The sequence below is a fragment of the Pseudomonas sp. genome (genome assembly GCF_002796985.1).
Lineage (GTDB): Bacteria > Pseudomonadota > Gammaproteobacteria > Pseudomonadales > Pseudomonadaceae > Pseudomonas.
This window is the reverse complement of record NZ_PEKX01000003.1, coordinates 96,684-114,685: the sequence shown is the minus strand read 5'-3', so window position 1 is coordinate 114,685 and position 18,002 is coordinate 96,684. Positions and strand designations below refer to the sequence as shown.

Below are 18,002 nucleotides of genomic sequence, written 5' to 3'. Positions count from 1 at the left end.
CCGGGCAATGAACAATCACGGCGGCAGGGTCGCCCTGGTGGTCGGCGCGGGGGTGGTCGGCCTGGCTACCGCACTGCAACTGCAACGACGCGACTTCCGCGTGACCCTGCTGGACCGCAATCCGCCGGGCCTCGCCACCTCGTTCGGCAACGCCTGCACCTTCGCCACCTATTCGGTGGAGCCCGTGGCCACCCCCGGCATCTGGCGCAAGGCGCCGGGCATGTTGCTGCGCCCGGACAGCCCGCTGGCGATCCGCCCGGCCTACCTGCCGCGTATCGCGCCCTGGCTGTTGCGGTTCCTGGCGGCTTCGCGGCGTGACCGGGTGGAAGCCATCGGCCACGACCTCAACACCCTGTTGCGCCCGTGCATGGACGCCTGGCAGGGGCTGTTCGACGAGGCCGGCGCCAACGACCTGATCCGCCACGACGGCTCGCTGTACCTCTTCGAAGCCCACGAGCGGGGCGACGCCCAGGCCATGGTGGATTACCACCGGCGCTTCGAGGTGCCGATCCGTCTGGTCGAGGGCCCCGAGTTGCGCGAGCTGGAACCGGCGCTCAATGCCCGTGCAAGTTGCGCAGTTGAGCTACCCGGCGTGAGCCGCACGCTCGATCCGTATGCGCTGAGCCTGCGTCTGTTCGAGCGCTTCCTCGCCATGGGCGGCGAGTTCCGCCGTGGTGAACTGCTCGGCCTCGAACCTGCGGGGCAGGGCAGGGACGCGGTGCAGGCACAGCTGGCGACCGGCGAACGACTGGCCGCCGACCGCGTGGCGCTGTGTACCGGCGCCTGGTCGCGCACGCTGGTGGAGCAGCTGGGCGATGCCGTGCCGCAGGACACCGAGCGCGGCTACCACGTGCTCTTTGGCCACGCCGGGCAGGTGCTCAACCGCCCGGTGTGCTGGGGTACCGGCGGCTTCTACATGACGCCCATGGCCCAGGGCCTGCGCGTGGCCGGCACGGTGGAATTCGCCGGGCTGGAGGCGCTGCCGAGCCCGGCGCGCTACCGCTACCTGACCCGTGGTGCGCGGCGCTTCCTGCGCCTGCAGCACGAGCCGGTATCGCAGTGGATGGGCTTCCGCTCCTCGGTGCCGGACAGCATGCCGGTGCTCGGCCCGTCCCGACGCCTGCCGCAGGTGTTCTACAACTTCGGCCACGGCCACATCGGCCTGACGCTTGCTGCGATCACTGGCCAACTGCTCGCCGAGCAGGCCAGCGACACCTTCACCCGCGTACCGGTGACGCCCTTTCTCGCCAGCCGCTTCAGCTCGCGCTGAAGCACTGGCATTCAGCGCGGACATTCACCCCGAAAAAATGGAGAACACGACATGCCTCAGCTGACCCTCGTCGCCCCCCGCAGCCATGCCATGCGCAGCGTGGGCCTGATGCTGTTGTCGATGTTCTGTTTCGCCGTGGTGGATGCGCTGGCCAAGGTGGTGGCGCTGAAGTACCCGGCCAACGAGGTGACTTTCTTCCGCATGGCCTTCGGCGTGCTGCCGGCGTTTCTCCTCTGCCTGCGCGGCCGGCCGCTGGTGCAGCGCTGGCGGCAGCTGGACGTGCGCGGGCAGAGTATCCGCGCGCTGACGCTGCTGGGCTCCTCCGCGCTGTTCTTCGCCGGGTTGCCCTACATGGCATTGAGCGAGGCGATCTCCATCGCCTATTCCGAGGCGCTGCTGGTGATTGTGCTGGCGCCGCTGCTGTTGGGCGAGCGCCTGTTGCCGCGTAACGCCCTGGCGGCGGTGCTGGGCTTCCTCGGCGTGCTGATGGTGGTCAAGCCGGACAACGCCGAGGCCAGCCTGCTCGGGCCAGCGCTGCTGGTCGCCAGCGCCTTCTTCGGGGCGCTGTCGATGATCCAGATCCGTCGCATTCGCGCGACTGACGACTCCACTACCACGGTGCTGTACTTCACCGTGGTCGGCACCCTGGTTACCGGCGCCACGCTGCCGTTTTCCTGGAGTACGCCGAGCCTGCCGGACCTGGGCCTGATGCTCGCCCTCGGCCTGCTCGCCACCCTTGGCCAACTGCTGTTCACCATCGCCGTGCGCCGCGCCCATGCCGCCACGCTGGCGCCGTACACCTACACCAGCATCATCTGGGCGAGCCTGTTCGGCTACCTGATCTGGGGCGAGGTGCTCAGCCTGCTGTCGTTGCTCGGCATCGTGCTGATCGTCGGCAGCGCCGTGGTCGTGGCGGTGCTGGAGCAGCCGGCGGAAGGTGCGGTGGTGTGATGCGGGGGTGAGGGCAGGCCCGAGCGCTGGAGTATCACTGCAGGAGCGGACTTTGTCCGCGATGCTTCCTACCGCGCTGCGCACCCATCGAGGGCGGAATCGGCACCGCAGCCAAGGCCACGCTACGACTACCGGTCAGAACCCGGCCCGCCAGTCTGGTACCATGCCGCGCCGGTATGCCAGCTGGCGCGTGATGCCCCCCGCGTCTGGCGATGCCCGCTTCCTTTCGTTCCCACTCTGCTGCAAACAGGCCGCATCGATCGGAAAGCCCCCCTGCACGGCAGGGGCGAAACGCTTTTCGCTGGATCGATGGGGACCTTCTGGAATCCCGATGCACGATCCGATCAAACTCAAGGACCACCAGCAGGAGGCGACGCTGGTCAACCGCCGGCTGATCGCCTGCGGCGCGCTGGTGGCCCTGATGAGCGTGACCCTGGTAGCGAGGGTGTATTTCCTCCAGGTCACCGACTACGCGACCAACGCTACCGTCTCCGAAAACAACCGCATCCACGTCCTGCCGATTCCCCCGGAACGCGGGTTGATCTTCGACCGCAACGGCAAGGTGCTGGCCGAAAACCTGCCGAGCTTCAACCTCACCCTGACCCGCGAGCGTGCCGGTAATGCCCAGGCGGTGCTCGACCAGGTCACCGATATTCTTCACCTGGGCGCCGAGCAGCGCCTGCAGTTCGACAAGGCCCTGAAGAAGAGCCGCCACCCCTTCGAACCCGTCACTATCCTGCATGACCTGAGCGAGGAGCAGATCGCCCTCATCGAGGTCAATCGCTACAAGCTGCCAGGGATCGACGTGGACGCCGAGTTCGTCCGCCATTACCCCTACGGCGAGCACTTCGCCCATTCGGTCGGCTATGTCGGGCGGATCAACGAGCGTGAGGCCGCTCGCCTCGACAGCACCGAGTACCGGGGCACCGAGTACGTCGGCAAGACCGGCGTCGAGCGCTTCTACGAGCCACAGCTGCACGGCCATGTGGGCTACGAGGAAGTGGAAACCAACGCCCAGGGCCGCGTCATGCGGGTGCTGAAAAAGGTGCCGCCAGTGGATGGCGAGAACGTCGTGCTGGGGCTGGATGTGGACCTGCAGCTCGCCGCCGAGAAGGCCCTGGGCGACCGCCGTGGGTCGGTGGTGGCGCTGGACCCGAACACCGGCCAGGTGCTGGCGCTGGTAAGCAACCCCCAATTCGACCCGAACCTGTTCGTCAACGGCATCAGCTCGGCACAGTATGCCGAGTTGCGCGACTCCATCGACCGGCCGCTGTTCAACCGGGCGCTGCGCGGGCTGTATTCGCCGGGTTCGACCATCAAGCCAGTGGTGGCCATCGCCGGGCTGGACACCGGCACCATCACGCCGGCCACGCGGGTCTTCGATCCGGGCTACTTCCAGCTGCCCAACTACGATCACAAGTACCGCAACTGGAACCACAGCGGCGATGGCTGGGTGGACCTGAATGCGGCGATCAAACGCTCCAACGACACCTACTTCTACGAGGTCGCGCACAAGCTCGGCATCGATCGCCTGCACGACTACCTGACCCGCTTCGGGTTGGGCAGCAAGGTGTCCATCGACATGACGGCGGAAGCCCCCGGGCTGATGCCGTCCCGCCAATGGAAGCGCGCCACCCGGCGCCAGGCCTGGTTCCCCGGTGAAACGGTGATCCTCGGCATTGGCCAGGGCTACATGCAGGTCACGCCGCTGCAGCTCGCCGAAGCGACTTCGCTGATCGCCAGCAAGGGCGTCTGGCATCGCCCTCGGCTGGCCGAGTCGGTGGGTGGGGATGACGTCGTCGATACCCATCCAATGCCCGACATTCACCTGAACAATCCCCACGACTGGGACGCCGTGAACTACGGCATGCAGCTGGTCATGCACGATCCGGGCGGCGGCGCGCGGGCCGCGGGGCAGGGTGCGCAGTACCGTATCGCCGGCAAAAGCGGCACCGCGCAGATCGTCGCGATCCGCCAGGGCGAGCGTTACAACCGCCTGAAGACCAAGGAACGTCACCGCGACAACGCACTGTTCGTCGGCTTCGCCCCGGCCAGCGATCCGTCCATCGTGGTCTCGGTGACCATCGAGAACGGCGAGGCCGGCGGGCGGGTGGCCGGCCCGGTGGTACGCGAGGTCATGGATGCCTGGCTGCTCGACCAGGACGGCAAGCTCAAGCCGCAATACGCAGTCCCGGTCGAAACGACGGCCGGCAAGCACGCCTGAGCTCTGATGCGCCCCAGCCCGCGCGCCGGGCTGGGGCATTGGGCGGCTAGGCTTGCGCCGTTTCCGTCAGTGCCGCCTGCACCAGGGCATGCAGCTCGGCGCCCTGGTGTTGCTCCTGCCAGGCCTTCAGGTCGCGGCGCATGGCCGGCGTCCAGAAGTTCTTCAGGTGCTGCTGCACGCCGCGCACCGCCAGCTCGCGGTCCGGCTCGCTGGCGAAGTACTGGCCGATCTGGTTGGCCATCTTGATCAGGTTCTCGATGCTCATCGACGGACCTCGGCTTTCTCGGCTTTCTCGCGGCGACGTTCCTTGAGCAGGCGCCGCTGTTCGTCACTGAAGCTCTGGAAGCGCTTCTGCCACTCCGATGGCTCGTAGACGCGCACCACCTCCACCGCCGTGACCTTGTATTCCGGGCAGTTGGTGGCCCAGTCGGAGTTGTCGGTGGTGATCACGTTGGCGCCTGATTCGGGGAAGTGGAAGGTCGTGTAGACCACCCCTGGCGCCACGCGCTCGCTGACCTTGGCGCGCAACACCGTGTGACCGGCACGGCTGCCGATGCCAACCCAGTCGCCGTCGCTGATGCCACGGCTTTCGGCGTCGCTGGCATGGATTTCCAGGCGGTCTTCCTCGTGCCAGGCGACGTTGTCGGTACGCCGGGTCTGCGCACCGACGTTGTACTGGCTGAGGATGCGCCCGGTGGTGAGCAGCAGCGGGTAACGGGCGTTGACCTTCTCCTCGGTGGGCACGTAGCCGGTGAGCATGAAGCGCCCCTTGCCGCGCACGAACTGCTCGATGTGCATGGTCGGCGTGCCGTCGGGTGCGGCGTCGTTGCACGGCCATTGCAGGCTGCCGTGGCGGTCCAGTTCGGCGTAGCTGACGCGGGTGAAGGTCGGTGTCAGGCGGGCAATCTCGTCCATGATCTGCGAAGGATGCGTGTAGTCCATCGGGTAGCCCAGGGCGTTGGCCAGGGCCACGGTGCCTTCCCAGTCGGCCTTGCCGCCCAGCGGTTCCATCACTTTGCGCACGCGGGAGATTCGCCGCTCGGCGTTGGTGAAGGTGCCGTCCTTCTCGAGGAAGGAGCTGCCCGGCAGGAACACGTGGGCGAACTTGGCGGTTTCGTTGAGGAAGATGTCCTGCACCACCACGCACTCCATGGCCGATAGCGCAGCGGTGACGTGCTGGGTGTTGGGGTCGCTCTGGGCGATGTCTTCGCCCTGGCAGTACAGGGCCTTGAAGCTGCCACCCAGCGCCGCCTCGAACATGTTGGGGATGCGCAGGCCGGGGTCGGGCTGCAGGGTCACGCCCCAGGCCTGTTCGAACTGGCTGCGCACGCTTTCGTTGGAAATGTGCCGGTAGCCGGGCAGTTCGTGGGGGAAGGAGCCCATGTCGCACGAGCCCTGCACGTTGTTCTGCCCGCGCAACGGGTTGACCCCGACGCCCTCGCGGCCGACGTTACCGGTGGCCATGGCGAGGTTGGCGATGCCCATCACCGCGGTGCTGCCCTGGCTGTGCTCGGTGACGCCCAGGCCGTAGTAGATCGCCGCGTTGCCGCCGGTGGCGTAGAGGCGGGCGGCGGCGCGGATTTCCTCGGCGGGTACGCCGCACACCGGGCCGAGCACTTCCGGGGCGTTCTCCGGCAGGCTGACGAAATCGCGCCAGCGGGCGAAGTCGGCGGCCTCGCAGCGAGCATCGACGAAGTCCTGCTTGACCAGGCCTTCAGTGACGATGACGTGGGCCAGGGCGTTGAGCATGGCGACGTTGGTGCCGGGGCGCAGTTGCAGATGCAGCTCGGCGCGGGCGTGGGGCGAGTCGACCAGGTCAATACGCCGGGGGTCGATGACGATCAACTGCGCGCCCTGGCGCAGGCGGCGCTTGAGCTGCGAGCCGAATACCGGGTGCGCGTCGGTGGGGTTGGCGCCCATCACCAGTACTACGTCGGACTGCATCACCGAGTCGAAGCTCTGGGTGCCGGCGGATTCGCCCAGGGTCTGCTTGAGGCCGTAGCCGGTAGGCGAGTGGCAGACCCGCGCACAAGTATCGACGTTGTTGTTGCCAAACGCCGCGCGCACCAGCTTCTGCACCAGGTAGGTCTCTTCGTTGGTGCAGCGGCTGGAGGTGATGCCGCCGATGGAGTCGCGCCCGTATTTCTGCTGGATGCGCCGCAGTTCGCTGGCGGCATAAGTGACCGCTTCGTCCCAGCTGACCTCCTGCCAGGGGTCGCTGATGTGCTTGCGGATCATCGGCTTGGTGATGCGGTCCGGGTGCGTGGCGTAGCCCCAGGCGAAGCGGCCCTTGACGCAGGAGTGGCCGTGGTTGGCCTGGCCGTTCTTGTCCGGGACCATGCGCACCAGTTGGTCGCCCTTCATCTCCGCGCGGAAGGAGCAGCCCACGCCGCAGTAGGCGCAGGTGGTGATGACGGCGCGCTCCGGCTGGCCGATCTCGACCACGCTCTTTTCCATCAGCGTGGCGGTGGGGCAGGCCTGCACGCAGGCGCCGCAGGAGACGCATTCGGAGTCGAGGAAGTTCTCACCGCCGGCCGCCGCCACGCGGGACTCGAAGCCGCGCCCTTCGATGGTCAGGGCGAAGGTGCCCTGGGTTTCCTCGCAGGCGCGCACGCAGCGGTTGCAGACGATGCACTTGCTCGGGTCGTAGTCGAAGTAGGGGTTGGAGACGTCTTTCTGGTCCTGCAGGTGGTTGGCGCCGTCATAGCCGTAGCGCACCTCGCGCAGGCCGACCTGGCCGGCCACGGTTTGCAGCTCGCAATTGCCGTTGGCCGAGCAGGTCAGGCAGTCCAGGGGGTGGTCGGAGATGTACAGCTCCATCACGTTGCGCCGCAGGTCCGCCAGCTTCGACGTCTGCGTGCGCACCACCATGCCTTCGCTCACCGGCGTGGTGCAGGAAGCCGGGTAGCCGCGCATGCCGTCGATTTCCACCAGGCACATGCGGCACGAGCCGAAGGCCTCCAGGCTGTCGGTGGCGCAGAGCTTGGGAATCGTCGTGCCCAGCAGGGCGGCGGCGCGCATCACCGAGGTGCCGGCGGGGACGCTGATCTCGCGGCCGTCGATGCGCAGGCTGACCTGCACGTCGCTGTCGCGCGCGGGCGTGCCGAAGTCGATGTCGCTGGTGTTGCCAGTCGAGGAGGGATCGAAGTAGTTGATCACTGGTCGGCCTCCGAAGTCGCCAGACCAAAGTCGGCGGGGAAGTGCTTGAGGGCGCTGGCCACAGGGAAGGCGGTCATCCCGCCAAGGGCGCAGAGCGAGCCGTATTGAAGGGTGTCGCAGAGGTCGCTGAGCAGCCGCGCCTGTTCCTCGCGGGCGCCGAGGTCGGTGGCGGCGATCAGCCGGTCCACCACCTCCACGCCACGGGTTGAGCCGATACGGCAGGGCGTGCACTTGCCGCAGGATTCCTCGGCGCAGAACTGCAGGGCAAAGCGGGCCATGCGCGCCATGTCCAGGCTGTCGTCGGCGACCACCACGCCGCCGTGGCCGAGCATGGCGCCGACGGCGGCGAAGGCCTCGTAATCCAGCGGGGTATCGAACTGCGACGGTGGCACCCAGGCGCCCAGCGGGCCGCCGACCTGCGCGGCCTTCAGCGGGCGGCCACTGGCGGTGCCGCCGCCGTAGCCTTCCACCAGCTCGCGCAGGGTCAGGCCGAAGGCGCGTTCCACCAGCCCGCCGTGGCGGACGTTGCCGGCCAGCTGGAAGGGCATGGTGCCCAGCGAGCGACCCATGCCGAAGTCGCGGTAGAACGACGCGCCTTTGGCCAGGATGATCGGCACCGAGGCCAAAGTGAGCACGTTGTGCACCAGCGTCGGCAGGCCGAACAGGCCTTGCAGCGCGGGCAATGGCGGCTTGGCGCGGACCACGCCGCGCTTGCCTTCGAGCGAATCCAGCAGGGCGGTTTCCTCGCCGCAGATATAGGCGCCGGCGCCGACCCGCACTTCCAGCTCGAAGGCGCGGCCGCTGCCGCACACGTCCTCACCGAGGTAGCCGGCGTCGCGGGCAAGCTTCAGCGCCTGGTTCAGGGTGGCGATGGAGTCCGGGTACTCCGAGCGCACGTAGAGGTAGCCCATGGTTGCGCCGACAGCGAGGCCGGCGATGGTCATGCCCTCGATCAGCAGGAAGGGGTCGCCCTCCATCAGCATGCGGTCGGCGAAGGTGCCGGAATCGCCTTCGTCGGCGTTGCACACCACGTACTTCTGCGCCGCCTGGGCGTCGCGCACGGTGCGCCACTTGATGCCGGCGGGGAAGGCCGCGCCGCCACGGCCGCGCAGGCCGGAGTCGAGCACCGCGGCGACGACGTCGGCGCCGTCCATGCCGATGGCGCGGGCAAGCCCGTCGAAGCCGCCGTGGGCGCGGTAGTCATCCAGCGACAGCGGCCGGGTGATACCGGCGCGGGCGAACAGCAGGCGCTGCTGGCTCTTCAGGTAGGGCAGTTCTTCCACCCGCCCGAGGGCCAGTGGGTGGCTGGCCGGGTCGCCGCAGAGGGCGTCGAGCAGGGCCGGCACGTCGTCGACCGTGAGCGGGCCGAAGCCCTGCCGGCCGGTATCGCTTTCCAGCTCCAGCAGCGGCTCCAGCCAGTAGAGGCCACGCGAGCTGGTACGCTGGATATCCAGCGGCAGTTGGCGGCGCTCGGCCTCGCTGACCAGGGCGTCGGTCACCTCGTCGGCGCCCACCGCGCAGGCCACCGAATCACAGGGGATGAACAGCTTCAGCATGCGGCATCCCCCCGGCAACCGTTGACCAGCTCGCGCAGGCGATCGGGGGTGAGGCGGGCGTGCACCCGGCCGTCCAGCTCCAGCGCTGGCGAGCAGGCGCAGGCGCCCAGGCAGTAAACCGGGCGCAGGGCGATGCGGCCGTCGGCGCTGGTGCCGTGGTCGTCCAGTTCAAGCTGCTCGCGCAGTTGCGCGGCGAGGGCCTCGGCGCCCCGGCTCTGGCACGACTCGGCCCGGCACAGGCGCAGCGTATGGCGGGCCGGGGGCGCAGTACGGAAGTCGTGGTAGAAGCTGATCACCCCGCGCACTTCGGCGGCACTGAGGTTCAGGGCGTGGGCGATTTCGGGGACGGCGTCATCCGGGATGTAGCCGACGCAGTCCTGGATGCCGTGGAGCACCGGTAGCAGCGCGCCGGGTGTGGCTTTCAGGCGTTCCAGCACGTCGTGGATCAGGGGCAGGTGAAGCGAATCATCAGGCATACAGCACACCTCGATATCGCGGACGCTGCCAAGGGCAGCGACGCGGAATCCTTCGGCTGCGGCGTACCGGCCACGTCACGGGCTGCGTGGCTCTTCGGGGCGCCATTGTTTGAGTGGGGGGTGCAATCGGGCCAGGCGTCTGGGCGCGCCGGGTCCTCGACAGTTGGAAAGATTGCCATCCCTCTGGATTAGGGATAGCACTCGAACGACTCCCCGCATCCTGAAACCGACAGCGTGCCGCGCAGGCGCGTCGCCACGCTGGCCGGCCAAAGCCCCCTTGTTGGCCGGCAAAGTCCTCAGGGCTGCCAGCCGCCCGACTTAACCTGCTTGCTACCCATGACAACAAGAATCCGCGCCGCCTGCCCGGCGCAGCGATAAAAGGGGAGCACCATGGCGAAACCCGCAACACCCTGGCTGCCGCTTGCCTTGCTGGCCCTGGTCGGCCTGCTCGGCGGCTGTGGCGACGACGCGCCGCCGCCCGCTGCCGGCAATGCCGCCGCGCTGACACCCAGCGATCCCGCTCTGGCGAAGGTCTACGACAGCAGTTGCAAGCTGTGCCACGCCAACCCGGCTTCCGGTGCACCGCAGAGCGGCGATACGAAAGCCTGGCAGCCGCGGGTCGCTCAGGGCAGCGACAGCCTGCTGGACCACAGCATCAACGGCTACAAGGGCATGCCGCCGATGGGCCTGTGCATGCAGTGCTCGGAGGACCAGTTCCTCGCGCTGATTGCCTTCATGTCCGGCCAACCGGTCCAATAGAGGGAGCCGATCCGATGCCCATTCATCTCACCCGCCGTCAACTGTTGCAGAACGCCGGCATCGCCGGCGCGTTCGCGGCGCTGTCCACCAGCCCGCTGGCGGCCGAGCTGGCCCGTGCGCCGCGGCTGATCCCCTGGCGCAACTGGTCCGGCGGGCAGAGCTGCCTGCCGCTGGCGCGCCTGGCGCCGCAGAGCCTCGACGAACTGGTGCAGGTCATCCGCCAGGCCCAGGGCAAGGTGCGCCCCGTGGGCTCGGCACACTCCTTCAGTGCCCTGGTGCCCACCGACGGCACGCTGGTCTCGCTGGCCTACTTCAACGGCCTGCTCGACCACGACGCCGCCACGCTGCAGGCGGAATTCGCCGCCGGTACGCCGATGTCGCTCATGGGCGCCGCGCTGAAGGAGATTGGCCAGGCATTGCCGAACATGTCGGACATCGACTACCAGACCCTGGCCGGGGCCATCTCCACTTCCACCCATGGCACCGGCGTCGGTTTCGGCTCCTATTCCTCCACCGTCACCGGCCTGCAACTGGTCACGGCCAGTGGCGAGGTGCTGGACTGCGACGCCCAGCGTCACCCCGATGTATTCAATGCCGCGCGGGTGTCCCTCGGTGCCTTCGGCGTAGCCACCCGCGTGCGCCTGCAGAACCGCGCGGCCTATCGCCTGCGCGAGCGCCAGTGGATCGCCAGGACCGAAGAGCTGCTGGAGGATGTGGAAAAGAACACCCGCGAGAACCAGCACTGGGAAATGCAGGTGCTCACCCATTCCGACTACGCGCTGTCCATCGCCCTGAACGAGACCGAGGACCCGGCCACGCCGCCGCTGGACCCGGCCGAGGAGGGCGGCAACGGGTACGTCAGCATCATCGAGGGCCTCGACAAGTACGGCAGCGACTTCCCCGCCGCGCGGCGCTTCCTGCTCAACAGCCTGCGCCACGTTGCCAGCTTCGATGACCGGGTCGGCGACTCCTACGACATCTTCGCCAACGTGCGTAATGTGCGCTTCAACGAGATGGAGTATTCGGTGCCGGCCGAGCACGGCCCGGCCTGCCTGCGCGAGATTCTCAAGCTGATCAACGACAAGGACCTGCGCACCTGGTTCCCCATCGAGTACCGCTACGTGAAGGCCGACGACATTCCCCTGAGCATGTTCGAAGGCCGCGACAGCTGCTCCATCTCCGTGCACCAGCACTACAGCATGGACCACCACAACTTCTTCGCCGCGGTCGAGCCGATCTTCTGGAAGTACGCCGGCCGGCCGCACTGGGGCAAGCTGCACACGCTCAACGCGCGCACGCTGCAACCGCTGTATCCGCGCTGGAAGGAATTCACCGAGGTGCGCCAGGCCCTCGACCCGCAGGGCAAGTTCCTCAATGCCCACCTGCAATCGATCCTCGGCGTGGCCTGACAAGGAAGAATAACCCATGAAACGACGCAATTTCATCGTCGGCGCAGCGGGGGCGGGCGTGCTGCTCGCCGGTGCCGGCGCCTGGCTGCGACCGAGCGACCACGGCGCGCCGTACGACGACTACTTCGCCCGGCTCAACCGCGAACTGCGCGAGCACGGGCCGATGCGCCCGGTGATGCTGATCGACCTCGACCGCCTGGACCACAACGTCGACGTGGTGATGCAATCGGTTGCGCGTACCGGCAAGCACCTGCGCGTGGTGGAGAAGTCACTGCCGTCACCGCAACTGCTCGACTACATCGCCAAGCGCGCCGGCACCCGGCGGATGATGTCGTTCCACCAGCCGTTCCTCAATCACGACGCAGAGCGTTTCCCCGACGCCGACCTGTTGCTGGGCAAGCCGCTGCCGGTGGGCTCGGCGCAGCAGTTCTACGAGAACCTGCGCGGCCCCTTCGACCCGACCACCCAGCTGCAATGGCTGCTGGATACCCCCGAGCGCCTGCAGCAGTACCTGGCGCTGGCGCAGGGGCGTAACACGCGGCTGCGGATCAACATCGAACTGGACGTCGGCCTGCACCGTGGCGGCGTGGCCGACCATGCGACCCTGGGCAAGATGCTCACGATCATCGGCGCCAACCCGCAGCACCTGGAGTTCGCCGGCTTCATGGGCTACGACCCCTTCGTCGGCATGGGCGTACCCGAAGTGCTCGGCTCCTCGGAGGAACTCTTCGCCAAGGTCATGACCCTCTACGACGGCTTCGTCGACTACGCCCGCAGCCAGCACCCCACGCTGTGGAAGTCGGGTCTGACGCTGAACACCGCCGGCAGCCCGAGCTACAAGATGCACGAGAAGGAACGCACCAGCACCGAGGTGTCGGTGGGCTCGGCGCTGGTCAAGCCGACCCACTACGACCTGCCGTCGCTGGTGGAGCACCAGCCCGCCGCCTTCATCGCCACCCCGGTGATCAAGAGCACCGGCGCCGTGCGGGTTCCGGCGCTGGACGACAAGTCCGCGCTGTTCTCCTGGTGGGACACGAACCAGCGCGAGACCTTCTTCGTCTACGGCGGCAACTGGATGGCCGAGCCGGAATCGCCCAAGGGCTTGCAGTTCAACAACCTGTACGGGCGCAGCTCCAACCAGGAAATGGTCAACGGCTCCAGCGCCGTCGGCCTGAAGGTGGACGACCAGATGTTCCTGCGGCCGACCCAGTCCGAGTCGATCCTGCTGCAGTTCGGTGACCTGCTGGCGGTGCGCGGCGGGCGCATCGTCGAGCAGTGGCCGGTGTACAGCTGAGCGGCGAGTTGGTGTGACGGAGAACCCCAGGTCGATGGCCTGGGGTTTTTCGTTCTCGGCCTGTCTTGCCGCCGGGGAATTGAAGGGGAGGCTCTGTAATATTCTGTTACCCCCGCTCTTGATCAGCCTGTGATCGCGTTATGATGCCGCCATCGCGCGCCGGCCACATAACAAGAACTGCCGGCGCCCCTGTTCGAGAGCAGCCTGCATGCCCAGCACAAGCATCGATGCGCAATTCGACCTGGCCCTGGTGTCGCCCTTCCTGTTGCAGACCCTGGCCGAGGTCGCCAGCGACCAGGGCGTGAGCGCCGAACGCCTGTGCCGTGGGCTCGGCTTCACCGCCGAGGAGTTGCAGGACCCGGCCCAGCGCATTACCTACCGGCAGACGGTGGCGATGATCCAGCGCGCCCTGGCGGCCTTGCCCGAGCGCGGCCTGGGCCTGTGGGTCGGGCACCGCAACGTGCTGGGCACCCTCGGCCTGCTCGGCCACGTACTGTCCCTGTGCAAGACACTGCGCGACGCCTTCGAGCTCGGTCGGCGCTTCCAGCACACCACCGGCGGCATTGCGCTGTGCAACCTGATCGAGGGGCCCGAAGAGAGCTTCATCGAAGTCGAATGCCGGCTGCCCTATGCCGACATCCAGGTGTTCGCCGTGGAGGAGTTCTTCGCCAGCCTGCTGGTCTACAACCGCGCGCTGATCGGCCCGCAGTTCCAGCCGCGGCGCTTCGAGTTCACCCATGCCGCGCCGGGCTACGAGGCCGAGTACCGGCGCCTGCTCGGGCCGAACCTGCGCTTCGGCTGCCTGCACAACCGCGTGGCCATCGCCAGCCACTGGCTGGACGTGCAACTGCCCAGTCACCATCCCGTCGCCCTGCGCCAGGCGCTCAGCCTGCTGGAAACGGAGTCCGCCCAGGTGCAGCAGAAGACCGGCCTGCTGGAGACGGTGGAGCGCGCCATCGCCCGCGACCTGGCGCAAGGCAGCCCGATCGACAAGGTGGCGGGCGAGCTCAACATGAGCAGCCGCACGCTGCGTCGCCGCCTCAGCGAGCACGACATGACCTTCGATGCGCTGCAGGAGCAGGTGCGCCACGCCCGCGCTATGAGCCTGCTGAACAACCCCGAGATGCCCATCGAGCGGATTGCCGAGGCCCTCGGTTACAGCGACGTGCGCGGCTTCCGCCGGGCCTTCAAGCGCTGGACCGGGCAGAGCCCCTCCGCCTGCCGTGACGAGGCGACGGCCTCGGCGCAATGATGCGCGCCATTCCTTCTGTTGGCCGGCCACCCAGGCGTCTGAAGCTGGCTACGCTTGACGGAGTTATCTCACGTAGGGTCGGCCATGCACGTAAGGAGTCGCGGGATGAGGCGCTGGATCGGTGCGAGTCTCTTTGGGCTGTTCGTCACGCTGGGCATGGCCGGGGAAACGGCGGCACCCGCCGCGCAGCTGGATGCCACTGAAGGCGTCGCAGCCGCTCCGGTCGAGCTGAAGATCGCCAATCGCAGCATCATCGTGTTCCACGCCACGTTGCTGGGCGAGACCCCCGCAGCGCGAGAGAAGCGTGCGCGGACGGTGATCGAGGAAGCGCTGCAGGGGACCGAAGACCTCCAGGTCAGCATCGATCCCATCCTGCACAGCTACCTGGTGCTGCTGGGCGGGCGACGTGCCTTCTTCGTCTCGCCGCTGGATGTCGATCCGCCCGAAGCTTCGGTACGAGAGGCCGCGGAACAGGCGGCGGCGAACCTGCGGACGGTCGTCGAGGAAACCGGGCAGGCGCGCAGCGTGCGCTTCCTGCTGGTCGCGCTGGGTTTCTCGGTGCTGGCGACCCTGGTCTATGCCACGCTGCTCAAAGCGGCGCATTACCTGCGGCGCAAGTTGCGCAGCCGTCTGCCGCAGTTGATGCGCGAGCGCGCGCGGCAGATCCGGGTCGGGCATTTTCCGCTGTTCGACATGCAGTACCTCTACTACCTGGCCGACCGCCTGCTGTCGCTGCTCTACTGGGCGCTGGTGCTGTTGCTGGGCTACAAGTGGCTGAGCTATGTGCTCTCGCAATTCCCTTACACGCGGCCTTGGGGAGAGAGCCTCGACGTCCACCTGCTGCAGTTGCTCGACTACCTGCTCAGTGGCATCGTCGGCGCCATTCCCGGCCTGGCCGTGGCGCTGGCGATCTTCTTCATTGCGCGGGGGATCAGCGGCTTCAGCCAGCGCATGCTGCAGCGTCTGTCCCGCCCCGGCGCCATCGGCTGGCTGACCGAGGAAACGCTGCAGCCCACCACGCGATTGACCTCGCTGGCGATATGGCTATTTGCCGTCGTCATGGCCTATCCCTATCTGCCGGGCTCCGGCACCGAGGCGTTCAAGGGCTTGTCGGTGCTGGTGGGCCTGATGATCTCGCTGGGCGCTTCGAGTGTCGTGGGGCAGGCCGCTGCCGGTCTGATCCTGACCTATTCGCGCACGCTGCGCGCCGGCGAGTTCGTCCGCATCGGTGAACACGAGGGCACGGTGACCGAGGTCGGCATGTTCAACACCACTATCCGCACGGGGCTGGGCGAAGTGCTGACGCTGCCCAATTCGATGATTGCAGGCTCGGTCACCCGCAACTATTCGCGGGCGGTCCAGGGCAGTGGCTATATCGTCGATACCGTGGTCACCATCGGTTACGACACGCCCTGGCGCCAGGTGGAAGCCATGTTGATCGAGGCCGCCCGGCGCACCGATGGCATTCTGCAGACGCCTGCGCCGAGGGTATTCCAGACGGCGCTGTCGGACTTCTACCCGGAGTATCGACTGGTGGCACAGGCCATCCCCAGCGAGCCACGTCCACGGGCCGAGTTGCTGAGCCTGCTGCACGCCAACATCCAGGATGTGTTCAACGAGTACGGGGTGCAGATCATGTCGCCGCATTACCTGGGCGATCCGCGGCAGGAAAAACTTGTCCCGCCGGAACAGTGGTACAGCGCCCCGGCGCGGCCTCCAACGGCACCTGACGATGGCGTCTAGGGCGTCGCGCTGAACTCGAGATGCTCCTTCGGTTGCCCCTGCTACCGCTGGTTCCCCGGCACGCCGTGAATCCATTGACACGGCACAAGGGCGTTGGCGGTTCGGGCGGTTAAGGTGGGGTTGCCCATTCAACGAGGAGCAAATCATGTACGAGCACGTACTGGCCGCCGTGGACGGCAGCCCCGTTTCCTTCCGAGCCCTGGCCGAAGGCGCCAGGCTGGTCCGCATGAGCGGCGGTGAACTGCATGTGATCACCATCGTCGACCGCCCCTTGGGGCACCTGCCTTACTACGCCAAGTACTACGACGCCGAAGCGCTGCACGCCGCCGCGCTCAAAGCTGCCGACGACATCCTGAACAAGGCGCGTGAAGTGGTGGCCGAGTACGCCGTGCCGGCCAGCTACCAGCGGATCAGCATGGAAACCACCGGTGAAGAGGTCGCCGACCGTATCGAGATCGAGGCTGATGCGGTCAAGGCTGACGCCATCGTCATGGGCACCCACAGCCGCCGTGGCGTACACCGCCTGATGCTGGGCAGCGTGGCTGAAGGGGTGCTGCAATCGAGCAAGCGCCCGGTGCTGCTGGTGCGCGATCAATAAGCCTGTGCAATGGACGGCGGCGCGCTGAAGGTGCCCGCCGTCGCAGTCGGAGTTGCCTTTCGTCGAGCCACACAGCCAACTCCTTTCCATCACCGGCAAGCTCGTGGGAAATCGGCTGTACTGGATAATCCCTATCCCTGCGCGGCAGGAGGTTACGCCATGAGCCGTTCCCTGTTCACAGCACTACTGGTGGCGGCTTTCCTCGTCGTGTCGGTCGGTAGCACCTGGGCCACCGAACAGGGCAGCCAGCGTCGCCAGGCGCGGGACGTGCGCCAGGAAACCCGCCAGGACGCTCGCCAGACCAAGCAGGATTGCCGCGCCGCCGACCAGCAGTACAACGCCCAGTGCCGGCAGGACAAGCGCCAGACCAAGCAGCAGGGGCGCGAGCGGGCGCGGGATATCAAGTACTGAAGCGCGGCTGCGCCGTACCGCCGGGTAGCTGCTACGCTCGGTGAACCATTGCTGCCACGAAGGAACGCCATGCGCGCACTCGTCTTCCCCCAACCGCGAAACCACACCGCAAACACCCTGACCCAAGGAGTGGCCCGATGAGCGTGTCCCGTTGGATCTGCCTGTCCCTGGCTGCCGGCCTGCTCGTCGGCTGCCAGAGCCAGAAGGACGATGAGCTGAGCTACCAGTACGACAGCACCGAATCCGTCGACAAGGGGGTGCCGGGCAGTGCGATGACCGAGACGGAGGAAGTGCAGGCCAGCGTCAGCGCCATCGACAAAGCCAAGCGAACCTTCACCCTCAGGGACGACCAGGGCAACAGTCGCACCCTGCAGGCGCCGCCGGAGATGCGCAACTTCGACCAGCTCAAGGTCGGTGACCGGGTGCGGGCCATCGTCACCCTGCAGCGCGTGGTCTACCTGCGCGAGCCGGGTCAGGAGAGTGGCAGCAGTGCCGCCGCACTGCTGGTGGCGCCGCAGGCCGGCAACAAGCCGGGCATGCTGGCCGCCGACACGGTGGAAATCACCGCCACCATCAAATCCATGGACACCGCCAAGCGCACGGCCACCCTGCAATTCGCCGACGGCAGCCAGCACACCGTCAAGGTCCGCCCGGACGTGGACATGAAGGGCGAATACCTCGGCCGGCAACTGGTGATGCGCGTTACCTCCGCTGTTGCCGTCAGCGTCGAGCCGCAGTAGACCTCTGCGAGGACGGCGTCCCGCCGGATGCCGTCCTCGTCCCGACGCTCAGAAGCCGTAGCGCACGTTCATCATCAGGTTGCGCGGCGCGCCGTGGTGGCCGTAGCTGCCGGCGAAAGATAACCGGCGCAGGCGCAGGGCGGGGTCGCGAGCGAGCTTC

Annotated in this window: 15 protein-coding genes; 11 read left to right on the top strand and 4 right to left on the bottom strand. The window is 67.4% G+C overall.

Annotation, left to right across the window (positions count from 1 at the left end):
* Window positions 1-7: 7 nt before the first annotated feature.
* The 3 genes from CTR55_RS02980 (at window position 8) to mrdA (ending at window position 4,445) form a co-directional block, all read left to right on the top strand.
* Window positions 8-1,270 carry an FAD-dependent oxidoreductase gene (locus CTR55_RS02980; protein WP_296284057.1) on the top strand — a complete coding sequence of 421 codons (1,263 nt, stop codon included), beginning with the start codon at window positions 8-10 and terminating at the stop codon, window positions 1,268-1,270.
* A 51-nt stretch (window positions 1,271-1,321) separates the two neighbouring features.
* A complete protein-coding gene (locus CTR55_RS02975) occupies window positions 1,322-2,221 on the top strand; it encodes a DMT family transporter (protein WP_296284056.1) in 900 nt (299 codons plus the stop codon).
* Window positions 2,222-2,552: 331 nt separating this feature from the next.
* Window positions 2,553-4,445 (top strand): penicillin-binding protein 2, encoded by a 1,893-nt coding sequence (gene mrdA / locus CTR55_RS02970; RefSeq protein WP_296284055.1) that lies wholly within the window; start codon window positions 2,553-2,555, stop codon window positions 4,443-4,445.
* 46 nt (window positions 4,446-4,491) lie between these two features.
* On the opposite strand, the gene CTR55_RS02965 is transcribed toward mrdA, so the two are convergent.
* From CTR55_RS02965 to CTR55_RS02950, 4 genes are read right to left on the bottom strand one after another with little or no spacing between them, the layout of a single operon-like run.
* A complete protein-coding gene (locus CTR55_RS02965; RefSeq protein WP_296284054.1) occupies window positions 4,492-4,710 on the bottom strand; it encodes a formate dehydrogenase subunit delta in 219 nt (72 codons plus the stop codon).
* The gene (fdhF, locus tag CTR55_RS02960) at window positions 4,707-7,604 is read right to left on the bottom strand and encodes a formate dehydrogenase subunit alpha (protein ID WP_296284053.1); all 2,898 of its coding nucleotides are present in this window, start codon (window positions 7,602-7,604) and stop codon (window positions 4,707-4,709) included. Before fdhF ends, CTR55_RS02965 begins: the two co-directional genes overlap by 4 nt.
* Window positions 7,601-9,160, bottom strand: a complete 1,560-nt coding sequence (locus CTR55_RS02955; RefSeq protein ID WP_296284052.1) for an NADH-quinone oxidoreductase subunit NuoF — start codon at window positions 9,158-9,160, stop codon at window positions 7,601-7,603. The genes fdhF and CTR55_RS02955 overlap by 4 nt, the downstream gene beginning before the upstream one ends.
* Complete coding sequence (locus CTR55_RS02950) at window positions 9,154-9,636, bottom strand: formate dehydrogenase subunit gamma (protein ID WP_296284051.1); 483 nt, start codon at window positions 9,634-9,636, stop codon at window positions 9,154-9,156. Before CTR55_RS02950 ends, CTR55_RS02955 begins: the two co-directional genes overlap by 7 nt.
* A 390-nt stretch (window positions 9,637-10,026) precedes the next feature.
* Between CTR55_RS02950 and CTR55_RS02945 the strand changes: the two genes are divergently transcribed.
* From CTR55_RS02945 to CTR55_RS02910, 8 genes are all read left to right on the top strand, one after another.
* On the top strand, window positions 10,027-10,395 hold the full coding sequence (locus CTR55_RS02945) for a c-type cytochrome (RefSeq protein WP_296284050.1): 369 nt from the start codon (window positions 10,027-10,029) through the stop codon (window positions 10,393-10,395).
* A gap of 14 nt (window positions 10,396-10,409) precedes the next feature.
* A complete protein-coding gene (locus tag CTR55_RS02940) occupies window positions 10,410-11,804 on the top strand; it encodes a D-arabinono-1,4-lactone oxidase (RefSeq protein WP_296284049.1) in 1,395 nt (464 codons plus the stop codon).
* A 16-nt stretch (window positions 11,805-11,820) separates the two neighbouring features.
* Window positions 11,821-13,098, top strand: coding sequence for a DSD1 family PLP-dependent enzyme (locus CTR55_RS02935; RefSeq protein WP_296284048.1), 1,278 nt, complete (start codon window positions 11,821-11,823; stop codon window positions 13,096-13,098).
* Window positions 13,099-13,306: 208 nt separating this feature from the next.
* Complete coding sequence (locus CTR55_RS02930; protein WP_296284047.1) at window positions 13,307-14,350, top strand: AraC family transcriptional regulator; 1,044 nt, start codon at window positions 13,307-13,309, stop codon at window positions 14,348-14,350.
* A gap of 156 nt (window positions 14,351-14,506) precedes the next feature.
* Window positions 14,507-16,093, top strand: a complete 1,587-nt coding sequence (locus CTR55_RS02925) for a mechanosensitive ion channel domain-containing protein (protein ID WP_296284088.1) — start codon at window positions 14,507-14,509, stop codon at window positions 16,091-16,093.
* A gap of 145 nt (window positions 16,094-16,238) precedes the next feature.
* A complete protein-coding gene (locus tag CTR55_RS02920) occupies window positions 16,239-16,691 on the top strand; it encodes a universal stress protein (protein ID WP_296284046.1) in 453 nt (150 codons plus the stop codon).
* A 159-nt stretch (window positions 16,692-16,850) separates the two neighbouring features.
* A complete protein-coding gene (locus tag CTR55_RS02915) occupies window positions 16,851-17,102 on the top strand; it encodes a hypothetical protein (RefSeq protein ID WP_296284045.1) in 252 nt (83 codons plus the stop codon).
* 137 nt (window positions 17,103-17,239) lie between these two features.
* Window positions 17,240-17,842 (top strand): hypothetical protein, encoded by a 603-nt coding sequence (locus CTR55_RS02910; RefSeq protein WP_296284044.1) that lies wholly within the window; start codon window positions 17,240-17,242, stop codon window positions 17,840-17,842.
* Window positions 17,843-18,002 lie beyond the last annotated feature (160 nt).

Coding starts and splice junctions, on each gene's coding strand:
- CTR55_RS02910 (WP_296284044.1), top strand. CDS start 17,240: ATGAGCGTGTCCCGTTGGATCTGCCTGTCCCTGGCTGCCGGCCTGCTC.
- CTR55_RS02915 (WP_296284045.1), top strand. CDS start 16,851: ATGAGCCGTTCCCTGTTCACAGCACTACTGGTGGCGGCTTTCCTCGTC.
- CTR55_RS02980 (WP_296284057.1), top strand. CDS start 8: ATGAACAATCACGGCGGCAGGGTCGCCCTGGTGGTCGGCGCGGGGGTG.
- CTR55_RS02950 (WP_296284051.1), bottom strand. CDS start 9,636: ATGCCTGATGATTCGCTTCACCTGCCCCTGATCCACGACGTGCTGGAA.
- CTR55_RS02940 (WP_296284049.1), top strand. CDS start 10,410: ATGCCCATTCATCTCACCCGCCGTCAACTGTTGCAGAACGCCGGCATC.
- CTR55_RS02925 (WP_296284088.1), top strand. CDS start 14,507: ATGGCCGGGGAAACGGCGGCACCCGCCGCGCAGCTGGATGCCACTGAA.
- CTR55_RS02920 (WP_296284046.1), top strand. CDS start 16,239: ATGTACGAGCACGTACTGGCCGCCGTGGACGGCAGCCCCGTTTCCTTC.
- CTR55_RS02975 (WP_296284056.1), top strand. CDS start 1,322: ATGCCTCAGCTGACCCTCGTCGCCCCCCGCAGCCATGCCATGCGCAGC.
- CTR55_RS02945 (WP_296284050.1), top strand. CDS start 10,027: ATGGCGAAACCCGCAACACCCTGGCTGCCGCTTGCCTTGCTGGCCCTG.
- CTR55_RS02935 (WP_296284048.1), top strand. CDS start 11,821: ATGAAACGACGCAATTTCATCGTCGGCGCAGCGGGGGCGGGCGTGCTG.
- mrdA (WP_296284055.1), top strand. CDS start 2,553: ATGCACGATCCGATCAAACTCAAGGACCACCAGCAGGAGGCGACGCTG.
- CTR55_RS02965 (WP_296284054.1), bottom strand. CDS start 4,710: ATGAGCATCGAGAACCTGATCAAGATGGCCAACCAGATCGGCCAGTAC.
- CTR55_RS02930 (WP_296284047.1), top strand. CDS start 13,307: ATGCCCAGCACAAGCATCGATGCGCAATTCGACCTGGCCCTGGTGTCG.
- CTR55_RS02955 (WP_296284052.1), bottom strand. CDS start 9,160: ATGCTGAAGCTGTTCATCCCCTGTGATTCGGTGGCCTGCGCGGTGGGC.